17 protein-coding genes and 1 pseudogene are annotated in these 19884 nt (G+C 67.2%); 12 read left to right on the forward strand and 6 right to left on the reverse strand.

Translation table 11 applies throughout. From position 1 onward, the window contains the following. Positions 1-82: 82 nt before the first annotated feature. Positions 83-1741 (forward strand): annotated as a pseudogene (locus GT355_RS08530) (hydroxysqualene dehydroxylase). Positions 1742-1747: 6 nt separating this feature from the next. Here GT355_RS08530 and GT355_RS08535 read toward each other — a convergent pair. Further along, on the reverse strand, positions 1748-2386 hold the full coding sequence (locus GT355_RS08535; RefSeq protein ID WP_160134258.1) for a DsbA family oxidoreductase: 639 nt from the start codon (positions 2384-2386) through the stop codon (positions 1748-1750). 37 nt (positions 2387-2423) lie between these two features. Continuing rightward, complete coding sequence (locus GT355_RS08540; protein ID WP_120074481.1) at positions 2424-3014, reverse strand: 50S ribosomal protein L15e; 591 nt, start codon at positions 3012-3014, stop codon at positions 2424-2426. Positions 3015-3340: 326 nt separating this feature from the next. On the opposite strand from GT355_RS08540, the gene GT355_RS08545 reads away from it, so the two are divergent. From GT355_RS08545 to GT355_RS08560, 5 genes are all read left to right on the forward strand, one after another. Then, a complete protein-coding gene (locus GT355_RS08545; protein ID WP_120074483.1) occupies positions 3341-3547 on the forward strand; it encodes a DUF1328 family protein in 207 nt (68 codons plus the stop codon). Positions 3548-3591: 44 nt separating this feature from the next. Continuing rightward, complete coding sequence (locus tag GT355_RS18020) at positions 3592-3762, forward strand: hypothetical protein (RefSeq protein WP_192927989.1); 171 nt, start codon at positions 3592-3594, stop codon at positions 3760-3762. Further along, positions 3759-4721, forward strand: coding sequence for a magnesium/cobalt transporter CorA (corA, locus tag GT355_RS08550; protein ID WP_420825964.1), 963 nt, complete (start codon positions 3759-3761; stop codon positions 4719-4721). The genes GT355_RS18020 and corA overlap by 4 nt, the downstream gene beginning before the upstream one ends. An 83-nt stretch (positions 4722-4804) precedes the next feature. After that, on the forward strand, positions 4805-6178 hold the full coding sequence (locus GT355_RS08555) for a UDP-N-acetyl glucosamine 2-epimerase (RefSeq protein ID WP_160134260.1): 1374 nt from the start codon (positions 4805-4807) through the stop codon (positions 6176-6178). A gap of 92 nt (positions 6179-6270) precedes the next feature. Continuing rightward, positions 6271-7338 (forward strand): Gfo/Idh/MocA family protein, encoded by a 1068-nt coding sequence (locus tag GT355_RS08560; RefSeq protein WP_160134261.1) that lies wholly within the window; start codon positions 6271-6273, stop codon positions 7336-7338. Between the two features lie 15 nt (positions 7339-7353). On the opposite strand, the gene GT355_RS08565 is transcribed toward GT355_RS08560, so the two are convergent. Then, entirely contained in the window at positions 7354-8541 is a 1188-nt protein-coding gene (locus GT355_RS08565) for an ABC transporter substrate-binding protein (RefSeq protein ID WP_160134262.1), read from the reverse strand. A gap of 186 nt (positions 8542-8727) precedes the next feature. Here GT355_RS08565 and katG point away from each other — a divergent pair, with 186 nt between their 5' ends. Both katG and GT355_RS08575 read left to right on the forward strand, forming a co-directional pair. Then, a complete protein-coding gene (gene katG / locus GT355_RS08570; RefSeq protein WP_160134263.1) occupies positions 8728-10872 on the forward strand; it encodes a catalase/peroxidase HPI in 2145 nt (714 codons plus the stop codon). A gap of 248 nt (positions 10873-11120) precedes the next feature. Then, positions 11121-12695 (forward strand): glycosyltransferase family protein, encoded by a 1575-nt coding sequence (locus tag GT355_RS08575; RefSeq protein ID WP_160134264.1) that lies wholly within the window; start codon positions 11121-11123, stop codon positions 12693-12695. A 31-nt stretch (positions 12696-12726) separates the two neighbouring features. Here GT355_RS08575 and GT355_RS08580 read toward each other — a convergent pair whose 3' ends face one another. Next, the gene (locus GT355_RS08580; RefSeq protein ID WP_160134265.1) at positions 12727-13641 is read right to left on the reverse strand and encodes a serine/threonine-protein kinase RIO2; all 915 of its coding nucleotides are present in this window, start codon (positions 13639-13641) and stop codon (positions 12727-12729) included. A 319-nt stretch (positions 13642-13960) separates the two neighbouring features. On the opposite strand from GT355_RS08580, the gene GT355_RS08585 reads away from it, so the two are divergent. The 4 genes from GT355_RS08585 to GT355_RS08600 all read left to right on the forward strand — a co-directional run bounded on the left by GT355_RS08585 (position 13961) and on the right by GT355_RS08600 (position 17040). After that, entirely contained in the window at positions 13961-14863 is a 903-nt protein-coding gene (locus GT355_RS08585; RefSeq protein WP_160134266.1) for a 5-oxoprolinase subunit B family protein, read from the forward strand. Next, a complete protein-coding gene (locus GT355_RS08590; RefSeq protein ID WP_160134267.1) occupies positions 14860-15828 on the forward strand; it encodes a 5-oxoprolinase subunit C family protein in 969 nt (322 codons plus the stop codon). The genes GT355_RS08585 and GT355_RS08590 overlap by 4 nt, the downstream gene beginning before the upstream one ends. 80 nt (positions 15829-15908) lie before the next feature. Beyond that, positions 15909-16151, forward strand: coding sequence for an acetyl-CoA carboxylase (locus GT355_RS08595; protein WP_160134268.1), 243 nt, complete (start codon positions 15909-15911; stop codon positions 16149-16151). 127 nt (positions 16152-16278) lie between these two features. After that, complete coding sequence (locus tag GT355_RS08600) at positions 16279-17040, forward strand: LamB/YcsF family protein (protein WP_160134269.1); 762 nt, start codon at positions 16279-16281, stop codon at positions 17038-17040. A 6-nt stretch (positions 17041-17046) separates the two neighbouring features. Here GT355_RS08600 and GT355_RS08605 read toward each other — a convergent pair whose 3' ends face one another. Together GT355_RS08605 and GT355_RS08610 are read right to left on the reverse strand one after the other, a co-directional pair. Next, positions 17047-18384, reverse strand: coding sequence for an acetyl-CoA carboxylase biotin carboxylase subunit (locus GT355_RS08605; RefSeq protein WP_160134270.1), 1338 nt, complete (start codon positions 18382-18384; stop codon positions 17047-17049). Positions 18385-18512: 128 nt separating this feature from the next. Further along, positions 18513-19820 carry an aspartate aminotransferase family protein gene (locus tag GT355_RS08610; RefSeq protein WP_160134271.1) on the reverse strand — a complete coding sequence of 436 codons (1308 nt, stop codon included), beginning with the start codon at positions 19818-19820 and terminating at the stop codon, positions 18513-18515. Between the last annotated feature and the right edge of the window lie 64 nt (positions 19821-19884).

Genomic DNA, 19884 nt, shown 5'->3' on the forward strand with positions numbered 1-19884 from the left:
CTTGCGTCGACGGCGATTCCGGAAGCCGCCACCCACAGCACAACGTATTATCCGCCGGAGAACGTACGGCGACCATTCGACCATGAACGAGGGAGCGACACCGACGGTGGCGGTTCTCGGCGGGGGTATCGGCGGGCTGAGCGCGGCCCAGGAGCTCGGCGAGCGCGGTTTCGACGTCGCGGTCTACGAGGCCAACGACCGCTTCGGCGGCAAGGCCCGGAGCGTGCCCGCGGCGTTCGACGACGGTCCCACGCTCCCCGGCGAGCACGGGTTCCGTTTCTTCCCCGGGTTCTACTGGCACGTAACGGACACGATGGCCCGGATCCCGGACGGCGACGGCTCGGTGGCCGACAACCTGGTGCCGACCTCGGAGACCCTCATCGGCTCCGTGACCGACGACGAGGTCGTCTCCTCGACGCGAACGCCGCGCACGCCGGACGAGTGGGTAGGACAGCTGAAACCCGGGATCGCCGGCGACGGAGTCTCGGGGGCCGAGGCGGGCTTCTTCCTCGAACGCCTCCTCGTGGTGGCCACGAGCTGTCGGGAGCGGGTCGAGGAGGAGTTCGAGGCCGTGACGTGGTGAGAGTTCATCGACGCCGACGACTTCTCCGAGGGCTACCGGCGGAACCTCGGCCGGAGTACGCAACTGTTGGTCGCGCTCGACCCGAAACGCGCGAGCGCCCGTACCGTGAGCAAGATCTACATCCAGCTGCTGCGGGGCGCGCTCGACCCGTCGCTCGACGCCGAGCGTATCCTCTCGGGTCCCACCAGCGAGGCCTGGATCGACCCCTGGACGGACTACCTCGACTCGCTCGGGGTGGCCCTCCACCCCGGCCACCGGCTCACCCGGATCGCGTGTGACGGCCGGCGGGTCACCGGCGCGACCGTCGAGACCGACGGCGAGGAACACGGGATCGAGGCCGACTACTACGTCGCGGCGCTCCCGGTGGAAGTCATGGCGAACCTGGTGACCGACGACCTGGTTCGGGCCGCGCCGTCACTCGCCGGGATCGAACAGCTCGACACCGCCTGGATGAACGGCATCCAGTTCTTCCTCCGAGAGGACGTACCGCTGGCGCACGGCCACCAGATCTACCCCGACTCGCCGTGGGCGCTGACCTCGATCTCCCAACAGCAGTTCTGGGACGACTACGACCTCCGCGAACGCACCGACGGCGCGGTGGGCGGGGTGCTCTCGGTCATCGTCTCGGACTGGAACACACCGGGCATGGTCCACGACAAACCCGCGACGGAGTGCAGCCCGGAGGAAGTCCGCGAGGAGGTCTGGGTCCAGCTCACCGCCCACCTCGACCGCGAGCACGAGGGACTCACCGAGGAGAACGTCTACGACTGGGCGCTCGACCCCGCGCTCAGCCCCACGGAGGACGGAATGGAGAACGAGGAACCCCTGCTCGTGAACACGGTCGGCTCGCTCCACCACCGACCCGAGGCCGACACCGAGATCGAGAACCTGACCCTCGCCGCCGACTACGTCCACACCAACACCGACCTGGCCTGTATGGAGGGCGCGAACGAGGCCGCCCGCCGGGCGACCAACGCGATCGTCGCGCGCTCGGGGATGCGCGCCGACCCCTGCGAGATCCGCGACCTCACCGAGCCCCGCGTGTTCGAACCGTTGAAGCGTCAGGACGAGGTCCGCTATCGGTTCGGACTCCCCCACCCTGGCGAGGCCAGGAAGAACGCCTCGCGGCTGATGCGTCGACTCCGTCCGCGGGTCTGATCGTTCTCAGCCCTCGACCAGTCGTCGGAGGTGTTCGGGCGGGACCGCGCCGCGGGCGGCGTGGCCGTCGTAGGCGAACGTCGGAACGCCCGTGACCCCGACCTGCTGGGCGTCGGCGAACCGCGCTTCGAGGTCGGCCTCGCGTTCGGGGTCCTCGACCGCCTCGCGGAGCTCGTCGGTCGAGATGTCGAGACCGTCGGCGAGGTCGGCGAGAACGTCCGAATCGCCGATGTCGCGCTCGTCCTGCCAGAGCGCGTCGAAGACGGCTTCGTGGAATTCCTCGAACTGCTCGGGGTACCGCTCGCGAACGAACAGCGCGGCCTGCTGGGCGGGTTTCGAGTCGACGTCCGTCGCGAGCGTGAGGGACATCTCGACGTCGTACTCCGCCTGCAGGCGTTCGACGTTCTCGCGCGCCTGGGCGTAGTAGTCCTCGTCCTTGCCGTCGTCGGCGTCGGTGTCTATCTCGCCGTCGGGGCCGCGCTTGCCCGCTCGAAGGTCGAACGGGTGCCACTCGACGTCGAGCGGTTCGTCGCGCTCGCTTCGGTACCGTTCGAGCGAGGCCTCCCCCAGATAACAGAACGGACAGACGTAGTCCGCGTACATCGTGAGCGTTTCTGACTGACGGGTCGCGGCGTCGTGACTCATAGCGATGAAAGACGCTCGCGACCGAAAAGGGGTCGGCTTACTTGCCGCGGTTGCGGTCGCTGTTGATGCTCGGACGGGTGTGCTCCGCGCCCTTGCCCTTCTCGCCGAGGCCGCGGCCCTGCGTGCCGGCGCTGGTGAGGCCGCGGAACGCCCGGCCGCGGTGGGAGTCGTCACAGATCCACGAGAGGTCGTCGTCGTTCTCGATCGCGGGGTGTTCGGGGTCGACGAGGATCACCTCGAACCACTTCTGGCTCCCGTCCTGGCCCACCGGATAGGAGTTCAGGACGCGGAGGTTGCGGAACTTCCGGCTGGCGCGCTCCTCGCCGATGCGCTGGATGGACTTCCGGCGCGTGACGCGGTTGACGCCCTGGCGCTTGGTTCGTCGGCCCGCGGTGTGGCGCTGTTTGCGCGCCGTGCCCTTGCGGACCGCGACCCGCGCGAGGACGATCCCCTGTTTGGCCTTGTAGCCGAGCGAGCGCGCCCGGTCGAGTCGGGTCGGGCGCTCGATACGCTCGATGGCGCCCTCCTGCCGCCACTCCTGGAGGCGTCGCCACTGGAGCTCGGCCTGCATCTCGTTTTCGGGGTCGTGCCACGCGTCGCCGATGTGTGAATAGAAGCTTCGTGCCATGATATGCCTCCGGGCGTTGGTGGTTCAGCCACGCGGTCTCGACCGCGCAGGCCACATACCGTCCTGTTGTGCGCGCTGCACCGAACAGGTGCCCGCCGGTGCCCGTCGCCTGCGAGTTGGCCTCCTTTCGGCGATCGCGCTGTTAAGACCTTCGGAATCGCGAGACGCGTGCGAGAGGCTGTCGAACGCGGCTCGAAGTACTTAAACCGCCGTCGGGTGCAAGCCGTACCCCCAACACCGGAACGGGTGTCGGGGCCAGTGATGTTCTCGAAACCGACAGCCCGCGACCGCATCGTACCGCGAACGCACCGAGCGGAGGACGACCGATGACCGCCGCACTCACGGCGTTCACCGCGGTGCCGCTCCAGACCGGTTCGATCGCGTATCTCGCGGTGGTGTTCATCGTGCTCGCCATCATCGCCTACGTCGCCGGTGCGCAGGGTATCGCTGGCCTCACCGCCGAGATCGCCCGGATCCTCATCATCGTCTTCGTCATCCTCGCGATCCTCTCGGTGGTTCTGAACTTCCTCTGAGGACCACACGAAATTTTTTCGAGCGAGGGGTCGTCGGTGACCGCATGAACCGAGTGTTGAGTGCCGGGACCGCGCTCACGGTGACCGGGCTCGCGGGCTACGTCGTCGGTATCGTCGCCGCGTACCCGGGGCGAGCGTTCTCGATCACGGGTATCATGGCGGGCGTCACGCTCTCGGTCATCGGGCTGTGGGGCGCGCCGGAGGCCACACCGTGATCACCGCGATGAGCGCCACGGCCGCCGGCGTCACCGAACGCGACGGGATCGAGGACGTCCGTGCGGCCGACGGGACGACCTGGATCCGGGCGACCGATACGACCCCCGACGAACGCCAACAGCTCCGCGAGACGTTCGACATCGACCCGCTCGCGACCGAGGACGTGATCGACACGGTGCGACCGAAGACCGAGGAGTACCCGGACTACACGTTCGTGTTGTTCAAGACCGCCCGACTCGCGCCCGGCGACACCGCCTTCCGCGACGAGGTCGAGACGACGCCCGTCGGGCTGTTCGTCGGCTCCGACTGGCTGGTCACGCTCTCGGTGACGCCCGTCGAGGCTGTCGAGCGGGTCTGGGGGCTGGTCCACGACGGCCGGCTCAACGACGACACCGGCGCGGACCGCATCGCCTACCGGGTCATCGACGGGATGGTCGAGGGCTACTTCGACGTCCTCGACGAGCTCGAAGACGGGATCGAGACCATCGAGGAGGCGGTGGTAACGCCCACCGACACCGAGGTACTCGAATCGATCAACGAGATCCGGCGCGAACTCCTCTCCTTCCGGCGGCTGCTCTGGCCCTCCCGCGAGGCGATCGGGGTGCTCGCCCGTGGCGACGCCGCCGGGATCCGGCCCGACTCGGAGAAGTACTACCGCGACGTCTACGACCACCTCGTCCAATTGGTCGAGCTCACCGTCACCTATCGCGACCTCGCGTCGGGGGCGCGCGACATCTACCTCAACACCCTCTCGCAGTCGACAAACGAGGTGATGAAGACCCTCACGGTGGTGGCCACGGTCGTGTTGCCGCTCACGCTTGTCACGGGTCTCTACGGCATGAACTTCGAGACCATGCCCGAGCTCGCGTGGCCGCTCGCCTACCCCGCCGTCCTCCTCGGGATGGTCGTCGTCGTGGTGATCCTCGTCGCGTACTTCAAACGGGAACGGTACATCTGAGGCGGGTCGACCGGACCCGATCGGAGCGTCCGGCGGGACGCAACACCAACAGTTACAATCCCCGACGGAGCAGTATCGAAGCAATGAGCGATATCACGGTGTACGACGACCGGCTCGCCGACCAGGTGGCGGGCGAGGGGTTCGCGGTGGCGGTCGTGACCGCCACGAAACCCGACTTCTACAAGCAGGCCCCCGTCGTCACGGCGGCGCGTCGCCAGGGGCTCCCGTGTTTCGTACTCCACACCGGCCAGCATCACGACGACCTCCTCGGCCACGGCCTCGCGGAGTACGGCATCGCCGACAGCGTCGCGGTCGACCTCGGGATCCGGGGCGGGCTCTCGGAGAAGACCGCCCAGCTCACGAGCCGGATCGCGAGCTTCGCCGACCACCTCGACGAGCACTACCCCGACACCACCGTGTTGCCCATCGTTCACGGCGACACCCTCGCTGCCGGTATCGTCCCACAGGCGTGGGCGTTCGCCACCAACCAGTTCGTCGCCCACAACGAGGCCGGCCTCCGGGGGATGTCGCCGACCTTCGAGAACCACACGGACCCCGAAAAATTCATCGAGGACCAGTGGAACGGCGAGTGGTCACTGAACCGAACCGAACCGTTCCCCGAGCAGTACGACACCTTCGTGGGGTCTGCAGCCTCGGTCTATCACTTCGCGCCGACCGAACTCAACCGCGAGCACCTCGTGCGCGAGGGCTACCCCGAGGAAGTCGACGGCACGCCTCGGATCCCGGTCGTCGGCAACTCCGTGGTCGACGCGATCGAGATGAAGGCCGACGAGGACCTGGAGGAATCCGTCTTCGACGTCTATCCCATCCTGGAGGAGCGCGACGACTGGATCCGGGTCGACATCCACCGCCGGGCGAACCTCCTCCCCGACCGTTTCGAGGCGATCGTCGACTGCGTGGTCCGGCTGGCCGAGGCGGGCTACAACGTCAACTTCGTCGAGCTCACGGCCACGAAACGCGCGCTCGAGAACTACGGTCTTCGTGATCGCATCCTCGACCTCGACGACGAGCACGACAACTTCCTCTTCACGGGCCTCTGGAAGAAGCACGCCCACGTCTACGAGTTCCTCCGGTCCGGCCAGTGTTTCGCCGAGCTCACCGACTCGGGCAGCATGCAGGAGGAGCTGAACCACATCGACGAGGCGGTCTGTCTCACCGCGCGCTACAACACCGACCGTCCGGAGACGGTCTTCGACGCGGGCACTAACCTCCTCGTGCCGCCGACGACGGGCGAGGCGATGTTCGACCTCGTCGAGCACGTCCACGGGACCGAATCGGTTCGCGACCAGCTTCGAACGGGCGAGTCGATCTACGGCGCGAACGTCGGCGAGACCATCGTCGAGTTCCTCGACGACCGCCGCGACGACGCCCCGTTCGAGTGGGCGCACGAACGCCTCGGCTTCGACGGCGACGAGCAGGGCTTCGAGTACCTCTGACCGACGAACCGGCGTCGACTCGTCTCCGGACACGAAGCGGTATCGACCGGAGGACGAGCCACTTATCCCTCCTTGCTGTGGTGAAACGAACGATGGAGACGGCAGACACACCACGGATCGGTATCATCGGCCTCGGGAGCTGGGGGTCGTACCACGCGACTCGGCTGACCGAGGGCGACGCGAGGCTCGCCGGCGGCGTCGACATCGACGCGACGGCGCGCGAACGCTTCGAGGAGCGCTTCGACCGCCCGACCTACGGGAACCTCGACGAGCTCGTCGAGGCGGGGGTCGACGGGATCGTCGTCACGACGCCGAACCGCTACCACGAGGAGCAGGCGGTCGCGGCGTTCGACGCCGGCCTCGACGTGCTGCTCGAAAAGCCGCTCGCCCACAGCCTCGACAGCGCCGAACGGATCGCCGCCGCCGCACGGGACGCGCCGGGGACCTGCATGGTCGGGTTCAAGAACCGCTTCCTGCCGGCCGTCGAGGTCGTGAAGGGCTACCAGGACCAGGGTCGGTTCGGGGAGACCAAACACGTCGAGGCGAACTACGTCCGCCGGCGCGGCGTCCCCGGCCGCGGGTCGTGGTTCACGCGGAAGGACGCGGCGGGCGGGGGCTCGCTCGTCGATATCGGCGTGCACGCGATCGACCTCGCGCTTCACTTCCTGGACTTCCCCGAGATCGAGACCGTGCTCGGCCAGACGCGGAGCCAGTTCGGCGGTCGCGAGGACTACACCTACCTCGACATGTGGGGCGAGGACTCCGGTCCGGAGGCCTTCGACGTCGACGACTCCACGTCGGCCCTGCTGACCTGCACGGACGGCCGGACGATCGCGCTCGAATGCGCGTGGGCGGCCGACCGCGAACCCACCGACGAGTTCGTGATCCAGGGCACGGAGGCGGGGGCGACGCTCGACCGCGGCAGCGGGGCGCTCACGATCCACGAGGCCCACGACGTCGGCGCGCCGCACTTCGTCAACGCCGAGGTCGAGACCCGCGATGTGGACCCCATCGCGGCCGAACAGCGCGCCTTCGCCGAGGCCATCGAGACCGGCACGCCGCCGGAGCGCAACACCCCCGAGCAGGCGCTGGCCGTCCAGCGGGTGCTCGACGCCATCCAGCGCTCCAGCGCAACCGGCGAAGCGGTCGCCGTCGAGTGAGTCGCGTCGCCCGCCTCAGAAGTCCCCGGTGACGATGTCCGCGACCCGCTGACGGTCGAAGAGCCGGTCGTCGCCGGTGACGTTTCCGAACGTCTCCGGGTAGATCTGCTTCGCGCCCCGTTCGGTCAGGAACAGGTTGTGGATCGGTCCCTGATTCAGGTAGCCGCCGCGGTAGACACGGCCGTTTCGCACGGCGGCGAGCTGGCTGCCGACGGGGTGGTCCTCCATGTACGCGAGCACCGTCTCGCGGAACTCGGTCGCGGTCTTTCGCTCGTGGCCGCGAACGAGGAGGACCGTTGGATCGACCTCCAGGAGGGTCTCGTAGTCCAGTTCGCCGCGGTTCGTGGTGCTGAGGTTCTCGATGTCGGTCCCGGCGAGTGCGTCGGTGACCCCGAGGTCGCGCCACTGCTTCTTGCTCGTGCCCGTGTCGGTGAGCCGATACGGCGAGAACGTCTCGGGTTCGTCGGTCGCCTCGTAGGTGAGCAGGACGTCGGGTCGTTCGGATTCCGGCGGGAGCTGTGACCGAACCCTTCCGATGAACTCCTCGTGGAGCCGCTCGAACGCCCGATAGCGATCGTGTTGTTGGAACACCGTCGCGACCGTCTCGAACGCCTCGTAGAGGGTGTAGTACCGGTAGTCGTGCCACTCGTCCGAGCGCCGGAAGATCAGGTTGCCGACGAACGGCGCGACGTTGGTGGCGATCTCCTCGACGTCCCCTTGACTCCACTCGAACCAGTTGACCAGCATCCGCGGGTCGTAGAGGTGGACGTCGTTGTCGAGCTCGTAGAACTGCTCCTTCGTCTGCACCTCCGGGTTCCGCTCGACCGCATCCCGACCGACGGTCACGCCCGGCAGCTCGTCGTAGACGTCGGTGTAGTACCGGTCCGCGTCGCCGCTGCCGGTCATGCCGGCGGCCTGGCCGAGCGCGACGGCCATGTCCGCGTAGCCACCGTCGTAAGCGATCCAGCGTTCGGGGACCGTCTCGAAGCGCACCTCCCCGACCGGTGCCATCGAGACGGTGTAGGACCGACCGTCGCTCGTCGTGGACCCCGTCGTCCTCGTCGTCTCGTTCCTCGTCGCCGAGGTGTTCGCGGTCGAACCGTCGCTACAGCCCGCGATCAGCCCACCGCCGACGACCGCGCCGCCGTACTTCACGTACTCCCGTCGTGTCGGTGCCCGGCCGCGGCCCGTGTTCCGTCCCATGTGTTTTAGGTATGCCTAAAGTAGAAGGGTGTTTTGGTTCCGCTCGGTCGACGGCGTCGACGAGAGGGGCGGAGCGGGACGAGTTCGCCGACGGATGATCGCGGATCGACAAATCGCTTCGCTCATAACGAAACTTCGTTGTCGATTTAGGCAAGCTTAAGTTTCGAAAGCCACAACGAACCGTCGATGAACGGATCCAATCAGGACTGGTGGCCGGACCGGCTCCGGCTGGAGGTTCTCGACAACAACGCCCGTCCCGGCGACCCCGTGGACGAGGAGTTCGACTACGCCGAGGCGTTCGCGGAGCTCGACCTCGACGAGGTGAAGGCGGACATCGAGGACACGCTGACCACCTCGCAGGACTGGTGGCCGGCCGACTACGGTCACTACGGCCCGCTGATGATCCGGATGGCGTGGCACAGCGCCGGCACCTACCGCTCGACCGACGGTCGCGGCGGCGCGAACCGCGCCGGCCAGCGCTTCGCACCCCTGAACAGCTGGCCCGACAACGCGAACCTCGACAAGGCACGACGCCTGCTCTGGCCGGTCAAGGAGAAGTACGGCAGGAGCCTTTCGTGGGCCGACCTGATCGTTCTCACCGGGAACGTCGCGCTCGAATCGATGGGCTTTGAGACCTACGGCTTCGGCGGCGGCCGCGAGGACGCCTTCATGCCCGACGAGGCTGTCGACTGGGGCCCCGAGGACGAGATGGAGATCACCTCCGAGGAGCGCTTCGACGAGGAGAACGACCTCGTGGACCCGCTCGCCAACACCGTCATGGGGCTCATCTACGTCAACCCGGAGGGTCCACACGGCGAACCGGACCTCGAAGGCTCGGCGCACAACATCCGCCAGACGTTCACCAAGATGGCGATGAACGACGAGGAGACCGTCGCGCTGATCGCCGGCGGCCACACGTTCGGGAAGGTCCACGGTGCGGACAACCCGAGCCACCTCGGGCCCGAACCCGAAGCCGCCGACCTCGAAGAGCAGGGGCTCGGCTGGCGGAGCGACTACGAATCCGGCCGCGGTCAGGACACGATCACCGGCGGCATCGAGGGCCCGTGGAACAGCGCCCCGACCCGGTGGGACATGGGCTACATCGACAACCTGCTCGACTCCGAGTGGGAGGCCCACAAGGGCCCCGGCGGTGCCTGGCAGTGGCGGCCCGAGGACGAGGAGCTAGAGGGCTCCGTGCCGGACGCCCACGACCAGTCGAAGACGGTCGACCCCATGATGCTCACGACCGACGTGGCGCTGAAACACGACGAGGACTACCGTGACGTCCTCGAACGGTTCCAGGAGGACCCCGAGCTGTTCCAGGAGTCGTTCGCGAAGGCCTGGTACAAGCTGATCCACCGCGACATGGGCCCGCCGATCCGGATGGTCGGCGAGGAAGTCCCCGACGAGGAGATGCTCTGGCAGGACCCGATCCCCGAGGCCGACTACGAGACCGTCGACGAGGACGCGATCGAGACGCTGGCGACGGAGATCCGCGAGTCCGACCTCTCGATCCCCCAGCTCGTCAGAACCGCGTGGGCGTCGGCCTCGACCTTCCGCAAGAGCGACAAGCGCGGCGGCGCGAACGGGGCCCGGATCCGGCTCCGACCGCAGCGCAACTGGGAGGTCAACAACCCCGAGGAGCTGACGACCGTGCTCGACACCCTCGAAGAGATCCGCACGGAGTTCAACGAATCGCGTTCCGACGGGACGCAAGTCTCGCTCGCCGACCTCGTCGTGCTCGGTGGCAACGTGGCCGTCGAGGACGCGGCGGCCGAGGCCGGTCACGATATCGAGGTTCCGTTCGAGCCGGGTCGGACGGACGCCTCCCAGGAGCAGACCGACGTCGAGTCCTTCGAGGCGCTCGAACCGAAGGCCGACGGCTTCCGGAACTACCGCTCGGACGAGGCCGACCAGCCGGCGGAGGAGCTGCTGGTCGACAGAGCCGACCTCCTCGACCTGACCGCACCCGAGATGACGGTGTTGGTCGGCGGGATGCGCGCGCTGGACGCCAACTACGACGGCTCCGACCTCGGTGTCTTCACCGAGGAGCCGGGAACGCTGACCAACGACTTCTTCGCGACCCTGCTCGGGATGGACGCGGAGTGGGAGTCGGCCACCGAGGACGACTACCGCTTCGAGGCCTACGACCGCGACACCGGCGAGCTCGTTCGGGAGGGAACCCGGTTCGACCTCGTCTTCGGGTCGAATGCCCGACTTCGAGCCGTCGCGGAGGTCTACGGGGCCGACGACGGCGAGGAGAAGTTCGTCGAGGACTTCGTCGACGCCTGGCACAAGGTCATGACTCACGACCGCTTCGACCTCGAATAAGTCACCCACGGCGGTCCCGACCGCCCGGTTTCGAACCGATCCGAGGATGCCGCTTTTTCGCGAACTGCGCTTTCGACCGACCTGATGGCTCGTTCTCGAACGGTGAATGCTGTAAGCGAACGATGGGAACCGTAGGCGAACCGTCCTCCTCCCCATTTTGTATCGTCGTATGACGTTTACCATAGTCGGATCGGGTCCGAGACGGTGACCTCACAAGACACTTACCGGGTGTCGAAAAACGGTCCGCGATGGCCGCTCTCACCGATTCGATGGGTTCCTCACTGAAATCGAGACCGTGGGCACGCGAACTCGGGTTTCTCGCCCCGCCGCTGTTCGCCGCGCTCGTCGTCTACCTCGCGTATCTCCTCACGCATCCGTATCCCGGGCTCGGTGCGGGGCTGTTCTCGCTGGTGGCCGAGCGGATCGGTGCCAACGGCTACGGACTCCCGACCCGGATCCCCTACTACACCGCCCACGGGATCCCGTTCGCGTATCCGCCGCTCTTCCTCTACGTTTATGCGGGTTTGCTCGACCTCACGGGCTGGGGACCGCTTGCCCTCACCCGGTTCGTGCCGGGGCTCTACGTCTTCGGCTCCGTCGTCGCGACGTACGCGCTCGGGCGCGAGCTCCTCGCGACACGGTGGCAGGCCAGCGTCGCGGGGGTGGCGGTCGCCACGAGTCCCGCGGTGTTCCGGATGGTGTTGACCGCGGGCGGCATCGTGCGCGCCCCCGCCTTCGCGGTGATGATGGCCGGGCTCGTCGTCGGCGTGAAGCTCTTTCGGACCCACCGCCGGCGGTGGCTGGTCGCCGCAGTCGGCTGCTTCGCGCTGACCACCCTGAGTCACCCCGTCAGCGCGGCGTTTCTCGGGTTCAGCTACCTCGTTTTCTTCGCCGTCTTCGACCGCACACCCCGCGGGTTCGGCTACGGTGCGGTCGTGGCGGTCGGCGGGTTGGTCTTGGTGGGCCCGTGGCTCCTGACGGTCGTCTCGCGCCACGGTATCGACGTGTTCGTCCAGGCGTCGAGCACCCACGGCGGGCTCGGGCTGAAGCCCCTCCAGCCCGTCACGTTCTGGTACAACCCGAAGTTCGCCTTCCCATCGGTCTGGGCCGTGTTCGTTCTCGTCGGCGGGTGGTACCTCCTCGCCGACCGGTCGTACCCGCTCCTCGTCTGGTTGGGGCTCTCGATGCTGTTCTTCCCGCGCCGGATGGCGATGGTGGTCGGCGTGCTCGTCGCCGCCGTCGGTGTCTGCCGGGCCGCACGCGCCACTCAGCGGATGCGAACGCGGGTCTCGTCCTCGGTCCCGATCCGACCGGCGACGGTGCTGGTCGTCGTGCTCTGTCTCTACGCCGCCGGGACGGGGTCGGTCTACGCCGCGAACTACCCGGGTATCGACGGCCCATCCGCGACCCAGATGTACGTCGACGACGACGATATCGAGGCGATGGAGTGGGTGGCGACGAACACACCCGAGAACGCCTCGTTCGCCGTGGTCGGCGACACCGCCGAGTGGTTCCCCCTGTTCGCGAAACACACGTCGGTGCTCACGTATCGGGGGGCCGAGTGGCTCAATGGCGAGGATCAGAGCGAGCGGATGCGGGCCATCGGTGCGGTCGCCGCGTGTGACGACGCCGCCTGCCTGACGGACCGGCTCGCGGCGGCCGACCGCTCACCCGACTACCTGTACCTCTCGGCGGACAGCTACTCCGCGAACTACGACGTCCGGGCACAGTCGACGGCGATGCGGCCCTCGCTCGTCCGTTCGGCGCGCTACGAGATCGTCTTCGAGAACGACGGCGCGCTGGTCGTGAAGGTCGTCGACTGAGTCGGCACCGTTCGATATCGGAGCCCGTGGTTCAGCGGGCGGTGTGGTCCGAGAGCGAGTCGAAACGGTCGTCGGCGATCGCCCGGGCGATCCCGGTCGAATCGAGCGCGTCCGGGGTCCGGCGCGGGTACTTTCGCTCGAAGTAGCCGAGGAGGTTCTCGACATCCCGGCGGAGCAAGTCGTCGGCGTTCGGGTGGTCGGTCGGAACCGCCTGCGGCCAGTCGAAGACGGTGATGCCCTCGTTCGAAACCGCGACGTTGTACTCGCTCATGTCGGCGTGGACGTAGCCCGCGGCGTAGGCGGTCTGCATCTCCCGGAGCACGAGCTCACAGACACCGATGACCTGGTCGTCGGTGAGCGCGGCCTGCGAGAGTTCGACGCCGTCCAGCTTGCCCATCACCACCGCGTGGCGGTTCTGGTCGACCGGTCGCGGCACCGAGACGTCGGGATAGAGGGCTTCGAGCGCGCCGTACTCGCGCTCGGCGGCCTTCCGGGCGGTGTACATCCACGAGACGTGGTCGTTGTCCGAAGTGTAGTCGCGCTCGCGCATCACCTCTCGGAAGTTCGTGTAGCCCTCGCGGTGGAACTTCAGCGCGAAGGAGGTGTACGAGGAGACCTCGTAGACGTCGCTCTCCTTGCCGACGCCGAGGGGTGCGCCGACGCCCTCGATGGTGCCGCGCTCGGCGAAGGTGTGGAGCGCGAGCGCGTCGTAGCCCTCGAAGGTGAGTTTGTAGCCCTCGTACTGGATCGTCCGGCGTTCGAGCAGCCCCCGGTTGGCACATCGGTCGAGCCGGTAGTCGACGTTCTCGGGTGTGAGGTCCGAGAAGTCGGCGAGCTTTCCGCGATTCACCCACTCGCTGAAGCGCATCCCCTGCTCGACGCCCGAGAGGAGGTAGAAGTCCTCGGGTTCGAGCGCCGCCATCTCGCTCGCGACGTTCTGGACCATTACCTGCCGTACGCCGCTCGTGGGTAAAAACGCCGCGTGCCACCGACCGTACACTAAATGCTGCGATATAGAATCGCCGATGGAATCCGAGCTAGCCGGATCGGGGACGCGAGAGCTGCTTTCGTATCGATGGTTCGGTGAAGGACCTTGGTCAGAACCTCTCCACTGGTATCGAAAGTCCGCTTCAGTTGGTTGAAGGGCCCGAGTCAAACTCGGTCTACACTGGGTGTGTTTCGTTGAACCCAGTACGACATCCGGCACGGAACTCGCGTGCTGACCAATATCTATACATACCGAACCCGCGTCGTCACGTGGTAGCATGGAAACCGATCGAATATCCCCCGTCGAGCTCCCCGAGCCACGGTACGAGTACGGGGGCGACGACCACGTGTTCGTCGAGGTCGCCGAGGAGATGAGCTTCAGGGCGAACTTCAAGGCGATGGCCATCACCCAGCAGGTGGCCGAGCGGGATATCGACGGCGTGGTCGAGAACTGTCCCGGCAACGCCTCGTATATGCTCCGTATCGACCCCGACGTCGTCCACCCCGACGATATCATCACGGAACTCGAGGATATCGAGGCGTCCGTCGACATCGAGGACTACACCTGGGACTCGCGCGTCATCACGATCCCCGTCCTCTTCGAGGACCCGTGGACCCACGAGACGGTGATGGACTTCCGCGAGCGCCATCAGGATCCGGAGGCGACCGATCTCGAGTACTCCGCGGAACTCAACGGCTACGACGATGTAGAATCGTTCATCGACGCCTTCGTCGGCGCGCCACACATGGTGACGATGGTCGGGTTCGTCCCCGGCCTCCCGTGGTGTTTCCAGATGGTTCCCCGGGAGCGACAACTGGAGGTTCCGAAGTACGTGGAGCCGCGAACGGCGACGCCGAGCCGGGCGGTCGGCTTCGGCGGCGCGTTCTCGGTCGTCTATCCCGTCGCGGGCGCGGGAGGCTATCAGCTCTACGGCCGGACGCCCGTCGAGGTGCTCGACGTCGACCAGCAACTCCCGGCCTTCGAGGAGTCGATGGTGCTTCCGAACCCCGGCGACATCATCAAGTACCGACGGATCGACCGCGACGAGTACGACGCGATCCGCGAGGAGGTCGAGGCGACCACCTACGAGTACGACATGGCCGAGGTACAGTTCTCGCCGGAGGAGTTCTTCGAGGCCCCCGCCGCGTACAACGAGCGGCTCGTGGAGGCGGTCGAATGATAACGATCCAAGCGGGCGGCGTGGCGAGCACGGTGCAGGACGACGGCCGGACCGGCCACTACCACATCGGCATGCCACCGTCGGGCGCGATGGACCCCTACGCACACGCGGTCGCGAACACCCTCGTCGGGAACGACGAGGGCGCGGCGACCGTCGAGATGACCTACCAGGGCGTCACGGCGACGTTCGACGAGGACGCCGTCATCGCGGTGACGGGGGCCGACATGTCCCCGGTGGTCAACGACGACCCCATCAGGATGTGGGAGGCCGTCGCCGTCGAAGCGGGCGACGAACTCGATATGGGCTTTGCGACCAGCGGCGCGCGCGCGTACCTCGGCGTCGCGGGCGGCATCGACGTCCCCGAGGTCATGGGGAGTCGGGCGACGTACACGCTCGTCGGCATCGGCGGGCACGAGGGCCGGGAACTCGAAGCGGGCGACGAACTCCCCGTCGGAACCGCTGGCGAGGAGAGCGCCGACCGCGTTGGCAGCGCGTGTCCCGCCGAGTCCATCCCGGCGTACGCGGACGAGGAGACGGTTCGAATCGTGCTCGGACTGACGGACTACCGGCTGACCGAGGAGAGCCGGACGGAGCTCTGTACGGCCGAGTGGACGGTCTCCCCGGAGGCCGACCGCGTCGGCTACCGGCTCAAAGGCCCGGACATCGAGTTCGAGGAGCGCGAACAACCCTTCGGTGCAGGGCCCGACCCCTCGAACGTGGTCGACCTCGGCTATCCCGTCGGCTCCATCCAGGTCCCCCAGAAACCCATCGTGCTCATGCAGGACGCGGTGACGGGCGGAGGCTACGCGACGGTCGGAACCGTGATCAGCGCCGATCGGGGTCGCCTCGCACAGCGCCAGACCCACGACGCGGTCTACTTCGAGGCCGTCGACGTCGAGGCGGCGCTCGCGGCTCGTGAAGAGAAAGCCGAGCGACTCGCGGCCGTCCGCGACCACGTCGGGTGACTCCAGTCCAAGGATAGACTCGTCCGTCGAACGACACACCCGAAAAGATATAGGATCGGAACGAGATTCGAATCGTACCGATGGCAGAGAAGTCCACCGTCAACGCGCCGATGCCGGGCGTCTTCTACCGCCAGTCCGACCCCGAGGACCCGCCGTTCGTCGAGGAGGGCGATACCGTCGAGGAGGGCGACACCGTCGGTCTCATCGAGGTCATGAAGAACTTCCACGAGGTCGAGGCCGACGGCGCGGGCACCGTCGCGGCGTTCCTCGTCGAGAACGAAGGCGAGGTCACGGCCGACCAGCCCGTCGTCGAATTGGAGTAACCACCGGCCCCAAACTTTTGGACAGTGTCCAACGTAATCCGCTGTTTGTATACCCTGTCTCGATCTGTCGCCTCTCGTTAGCTCTCGTTGCGCAATCTATAAACCCGTTTGTGGAGAACCGAAATTCATGGTAACAGTTGACATCAACTGCGATATGGGCGAGAGTTTCGGGAACTGGGAACTCGGGCGCGACGAGGCGGTGATGCCGTACATCACGTCCGCGAACATCGCCGCCGGCTACCACGCGGGCGACCCGCACGTCATGAACGAGACCGTCGGCCTCGCCGCCGAACAGGGCGTCGGCATCGGCGTTCACCCCGGCCTCCCGGACAAGATGGGCTTCGGCCGCCGGACCATTGACGCCACGCCCGAGGAAGTCAGGGACTACGTCACCTACCAGCTCGGCGCGCTCGACGCCTTCGCCCGCCAGCACGGCACCACGCTCCAGCACGTGAAACCCCACGGGGCGATGTACTCGATGCTCTCGGAGAGTCCCGAGCACGCACGCGCCGCGATGGAGGGCATCCTCGACGTCGACGCGGACCTCATCTACCTCGCGACGGACATGCACATCTACGAGGTCGCCGAGGAGGTCGAGGGGCTCCGCGCCGTCTTCGAGGGCTACGTCGACATCGACTACCGGGCCGACCGCTCGCTCATCGTCGAGCAGTCGGTCGCGGACAAGGACCCCGCGGTCGTCGCCGAGCGGTTCGTCTCCATCGCCACCGAGGGGGTCGTCGAGGCCGCGAACGGCGAGGAGATCGAGGTGCCCGCCGAGAGTATCTGCATCCACGGCGACAACCCCGAGGCCGTCGAGCTGCTCGAAGCGATACACGAACGCGTCGAAGAGCACGACATCGAACTCGCACCCCTCGACGCGATAGCCTGAAGACGGTCACTCGCCGTAAGCGCGGTCGACGTACTTCGTCGTGTGGCGGCTCCCGACGAAGGTCTCGTCATCGAGGAGGTCCAAGTGGAAAGGGATAGTCGTCGGAACGCCTTCTATCACTGTCTCGTCGAGGACGCGGCGCGCACGCGCGAGCACCTCCTCGCGGTCGGCACCGGTGACGACTAGCTTCGCGAACATCGAGTCGTAGAACGGCGCGATGGCGTCGCCCTCGTCCACGCCGTCGTCGACGCGGACGCCGATGCCGCGCGGCGGCCGGTAGGTCGAGAGGTCGCCCGGGAGCGGCGTGAAGTCGTTGTCGGGGTCCTCCGCGTTGATCCGGAACTCCATCGCGGTGCCGCGGGGCTCGACCGCCGACTGCTCGAAGTCGAGTTCCTCGCCCGCGGCGACCCGGAGCTGCCACTTGACGAGGTCGAAGCCGGTTCGGACCTCCGTCACCGGGTGTTCGACCTGAATGCGGGCGTTGGTCTCGATGAAGTAGAACTCGCCGTCCTCGTAGAGGAACTCCACCGTCCCGGCGTTGACGTAGCCTGCGGCGGCGGCCCCGCGGCACGCGGCCGCACAGAGTTCCTCGCGGGTCGCCGGGTCGAGGGCGGGTGAGGGCGACTCCTCGACGAGTTTCTGCTGGCGGCGCTGGATGCTGCAGTCGCGCTCGCCGAAGTGCCGGACGGTGCCGTGCTCGTCCGCCATGACCTGGACCTCGATGTGCTTCGGGTTCTCGAGGAAGGCTTCGAGGTAGACGTCGGGGTTGTCGAAGTAGGCGTCGGCCTCGCGGGCCGCGTCACGGAGTTGGTCCGCCGCCTCGTCGGGGCCGTGGACGACACGGAAGCCACGGCCACCGCCGCCACCGGCAGCCTTGACTGCGACTGGGTAGCCGTGCTCGTCGGCGAACGCCCGGACCTCGTCGGCGTCCGTGATGTCGTCCGTCCCCGGCACGACCGGAACGTCGGCGTCGGCCATGATCGTTCTAGCTCTCGTCTTCTCGCCGAACGCGGCCATCACGTCGCTCGGCGGGCCGACCCAGACGAACCCGCGCTCCTCGACGTTCGCGGCGAACGCCTCGCTCTCGGCCAGAAAGCCGTAGCCGGGGTGAATGGCGTCGACGGCGGCGTCCGCGGCGGCGTCGAGAAGCGACTCCTGGTCGAGGTAGCTCGATTTGGCTTTCGACGCGCCGATGTGACGGGCGTCGTCGGCGAGGCGAACGTGTTTGGCGTCCTCGTCGGCGTCGCTGTAGACCGCGACCGTCTCGATACCCAGTTCCGTACACGCCTGCATGACACGAACGGCGACCTCGCCGCGGTTCGCGACCAATACCTTCTCGAACACAGTACTACCGAATCGAGTTCGTTAGTAGATAAATCCACCTGCAATCGGAATGTCGAATCTCGTTCGCAGAAGCGCGACACCGCACGAACGGCAACCGTTGAAGATCGTGCGGTTGGGAAATCCAGGAGTTACGTCGTCGCGTCGAGCGCGTCACGGAGCGCGTCGATGGCGCGCTGGAGCTGGGAGCGCTCGATGGTCAGCGGGGGCTGGAGCCGCATGACGTTCTTGTAGAACCCGCCGACGCCCATCACGACGTTCGCGTCGCGGAGGTGGTCGCTGACCGCGCGCGCGAGGTCCGGGTCGGGGGCGGCCGAGACGCCCTGGGGACCTGTCTCTGATGGATCGACGAGTTCGACGCCCCACATCAGGCCGAGGCCGCGGGCCTCGCCGACGACGTCGTAGGCTTCCTCGACGGCCCCGAGTTCCTCCCGAAGCCACTCGCCGTGTTCGCGGGCGTCGTCGACGAGGCCGCCTTCGAGTTCGTCGATAGTGGCGAGGGCCGCGGCGCACGCGACGGGGTTGCCGCCGAACGTCGAGAGGTGGTCGCCGGCCTCGAAGGCGTTGGCGACCTCGGCCGAGGCGGTGAACGCGCCGAGCGGGAGGCCGTTCGCGATGCCCTTCGCTTGGGTCAGGATGTCCGGCGTCACGTCGAAGCGCTCGCTCGCGAACATCGTGCCCGTTCGGCCGTAGCCCGTCTGGACCTCGTCACAGATCAGCAGCGCGTCGTGGTCGTGGGCGATCGCCTCGACGCGCGCGAGCCACCCCTCGGGCGGGACGACCATCCCCGCCTCGCCCATGACGGGTTCGACGACGACCGCCGCGAGGTCGCCGCTCGTATGCGAGGCGACCACTCGTTCGACGTCGTCCGCACAGGACTCGTCACAGGGCCCGCCGTCACAGCGCGAGCAACGGTAGGCGTAGGGCGGGGCGGCGTGGGCGACGTCGTTCAGCGTCGGGGCCATCCCTCGTTTGTAGGAGCTGTTCCCCGTGAGCGCGAGGCTCCCGAGCGTCCGGCCGTGAAAGCCCATCTCGAGCGCGACGACTTCCTTCGAGCCGGTGTACTTCCGCGCGAGTTTGACCGCGCCCTCGACGGCCTCGGTGCCGGAGTTACAGAAGAAGCTCTGCTTGAGGTTCCCCGGTGTTAGCCCCGCGATGCGCTCGGCGAGGGCCGCGGCCGGCCCGTGGGGGTGGACGTAGGTACAGCCGTGGACGAACTCGTCGAGTTGGGCCTTCGCGGCCTCGACGACCGCCTCGTTGGTGTGGCCGGCGTTCGTCACCGCGATCCCGGAGAAGACGTCGAGGTACTCGGTGCCGTCGTAGTCGACGAGCGTGCAACCGTCGGCGCGCTCGACGGGGACGTCGAGCGACTTCCAGATCGGCATGAGGTATTCCTCGTACGCCGCGGTAACGTCGTCGTTCGACCGGTGTTCAGCCATACCAACCAGTGACGAACCGAGTGTCGATAAATCCTTAGCTATGGGATGTCGTACAACCCCTCTA

The organism is Halococcus salsus (genome assembly GCF_009900715.1).
GTDB lineage: Archaea > Halobacteriota > Halobacteria > Halobacteriales > Halococcaceae > Halococcus > Halococcus salsus.

Coding starts and splice junctions, on each gene's coding strand:
- GT355_RS08535 (WP_160134258.1), bottom strand. CDS start 2,386: ATGAGTCACGACGCCGCGACCCGTCAGTCAGAAACGCTCACGATGTAC.
- GT355_RS08540 (WP_120074481.1), bottom strand. CDS start 3,014: ATGGCACGAAGCTTCTATTCACACATCGGCGACGCGTGGCACGACCCC.
- GT355_RS08545 (WP_120074483.1), top strand. CDS start 3,341: ATGACCGCCGCACTCACGGCGTTCACCGCGGTGCCGCTCCAGACCGGT.
- GT355_RS18020 (WP_192927989.1), top strand. CDS start 3,592: ATGAACCGAGTGTTGAGTGCCGGGACCGCGCTCACGGTGACCGGGCTC.
- GT355_RS08555 (WP_160134260.1), top strand. CDS start 4,805: ATGAGCGATATCACGGTGTACGACGACCGGCTCGCCGACCAGGTGGCG.
- GT355_RS08560 (WP_160134261.1), top strand. CDS start 6,271: ATGGAGACGGCAGACACACCACGGATCGGTATCATCGGCCTCGGGAGC.
- GT355_RS08565 (WP_160134262.1), bottom strand. CDS start 8,541: ATGGGACGGAACACGGGCCGCGGCCGGGCACCGACACGACGGGAGTAC.
- katG (WP_160134263.1), top strand. CDS start 8,728: ATGAACGGATCCAATCAGGACTGGTGGCCGGACCGGCTCCGGCTGGAG.
- GT355_RS08575 (WP_160134264.1), top strand. CDS start 11,121: ATGGCCGCTCTCACCGATTCGATGGGTTCCTCACTGAAATCGAGACCG.
- GT355_RS08580 (WP_160134265.1), bottom strand. CDS start 13,641: ATGGTCCAGAACGTCGCGAGCGAGATGGCGGCGCTCGAACCCGAGGAC.
- GT355_RS08585 (WP_160134266.1), top strand. CDS start 13,961: ATGGAAACCGATCGAATATCCCCCGTCGAGCTCCCCGAGCCACGGTAC.
- GT355_RS08590 (WP_160134267.1), top strand. CDS start 14,860: ATGATAACGATCCAAGCGGGCGGCGTGGCGAGCACGGTGCAGGACGAC.
- GT355_RS08595 (WP_160134268.1), top strand. CDS start 15,909: ATGGCAGAGAAGTCCACCGTCAACGCGCCGATGCCGGGCGTCTTCTAC.
- GT355_RS08600 (WP_160134269.1), top strand. CDS start 16,279: ATGGTAACAGTTGACATCAACTGCGATATGGGCGAGAGTTTCGGGAAC.
- GT355_RS08610 (WP_160134271.1), bottom strand. CDS start 19,820: ATGGCTGAACACCGGTCGAACGACGACGTTACCGCGGCGTACGAGGAA.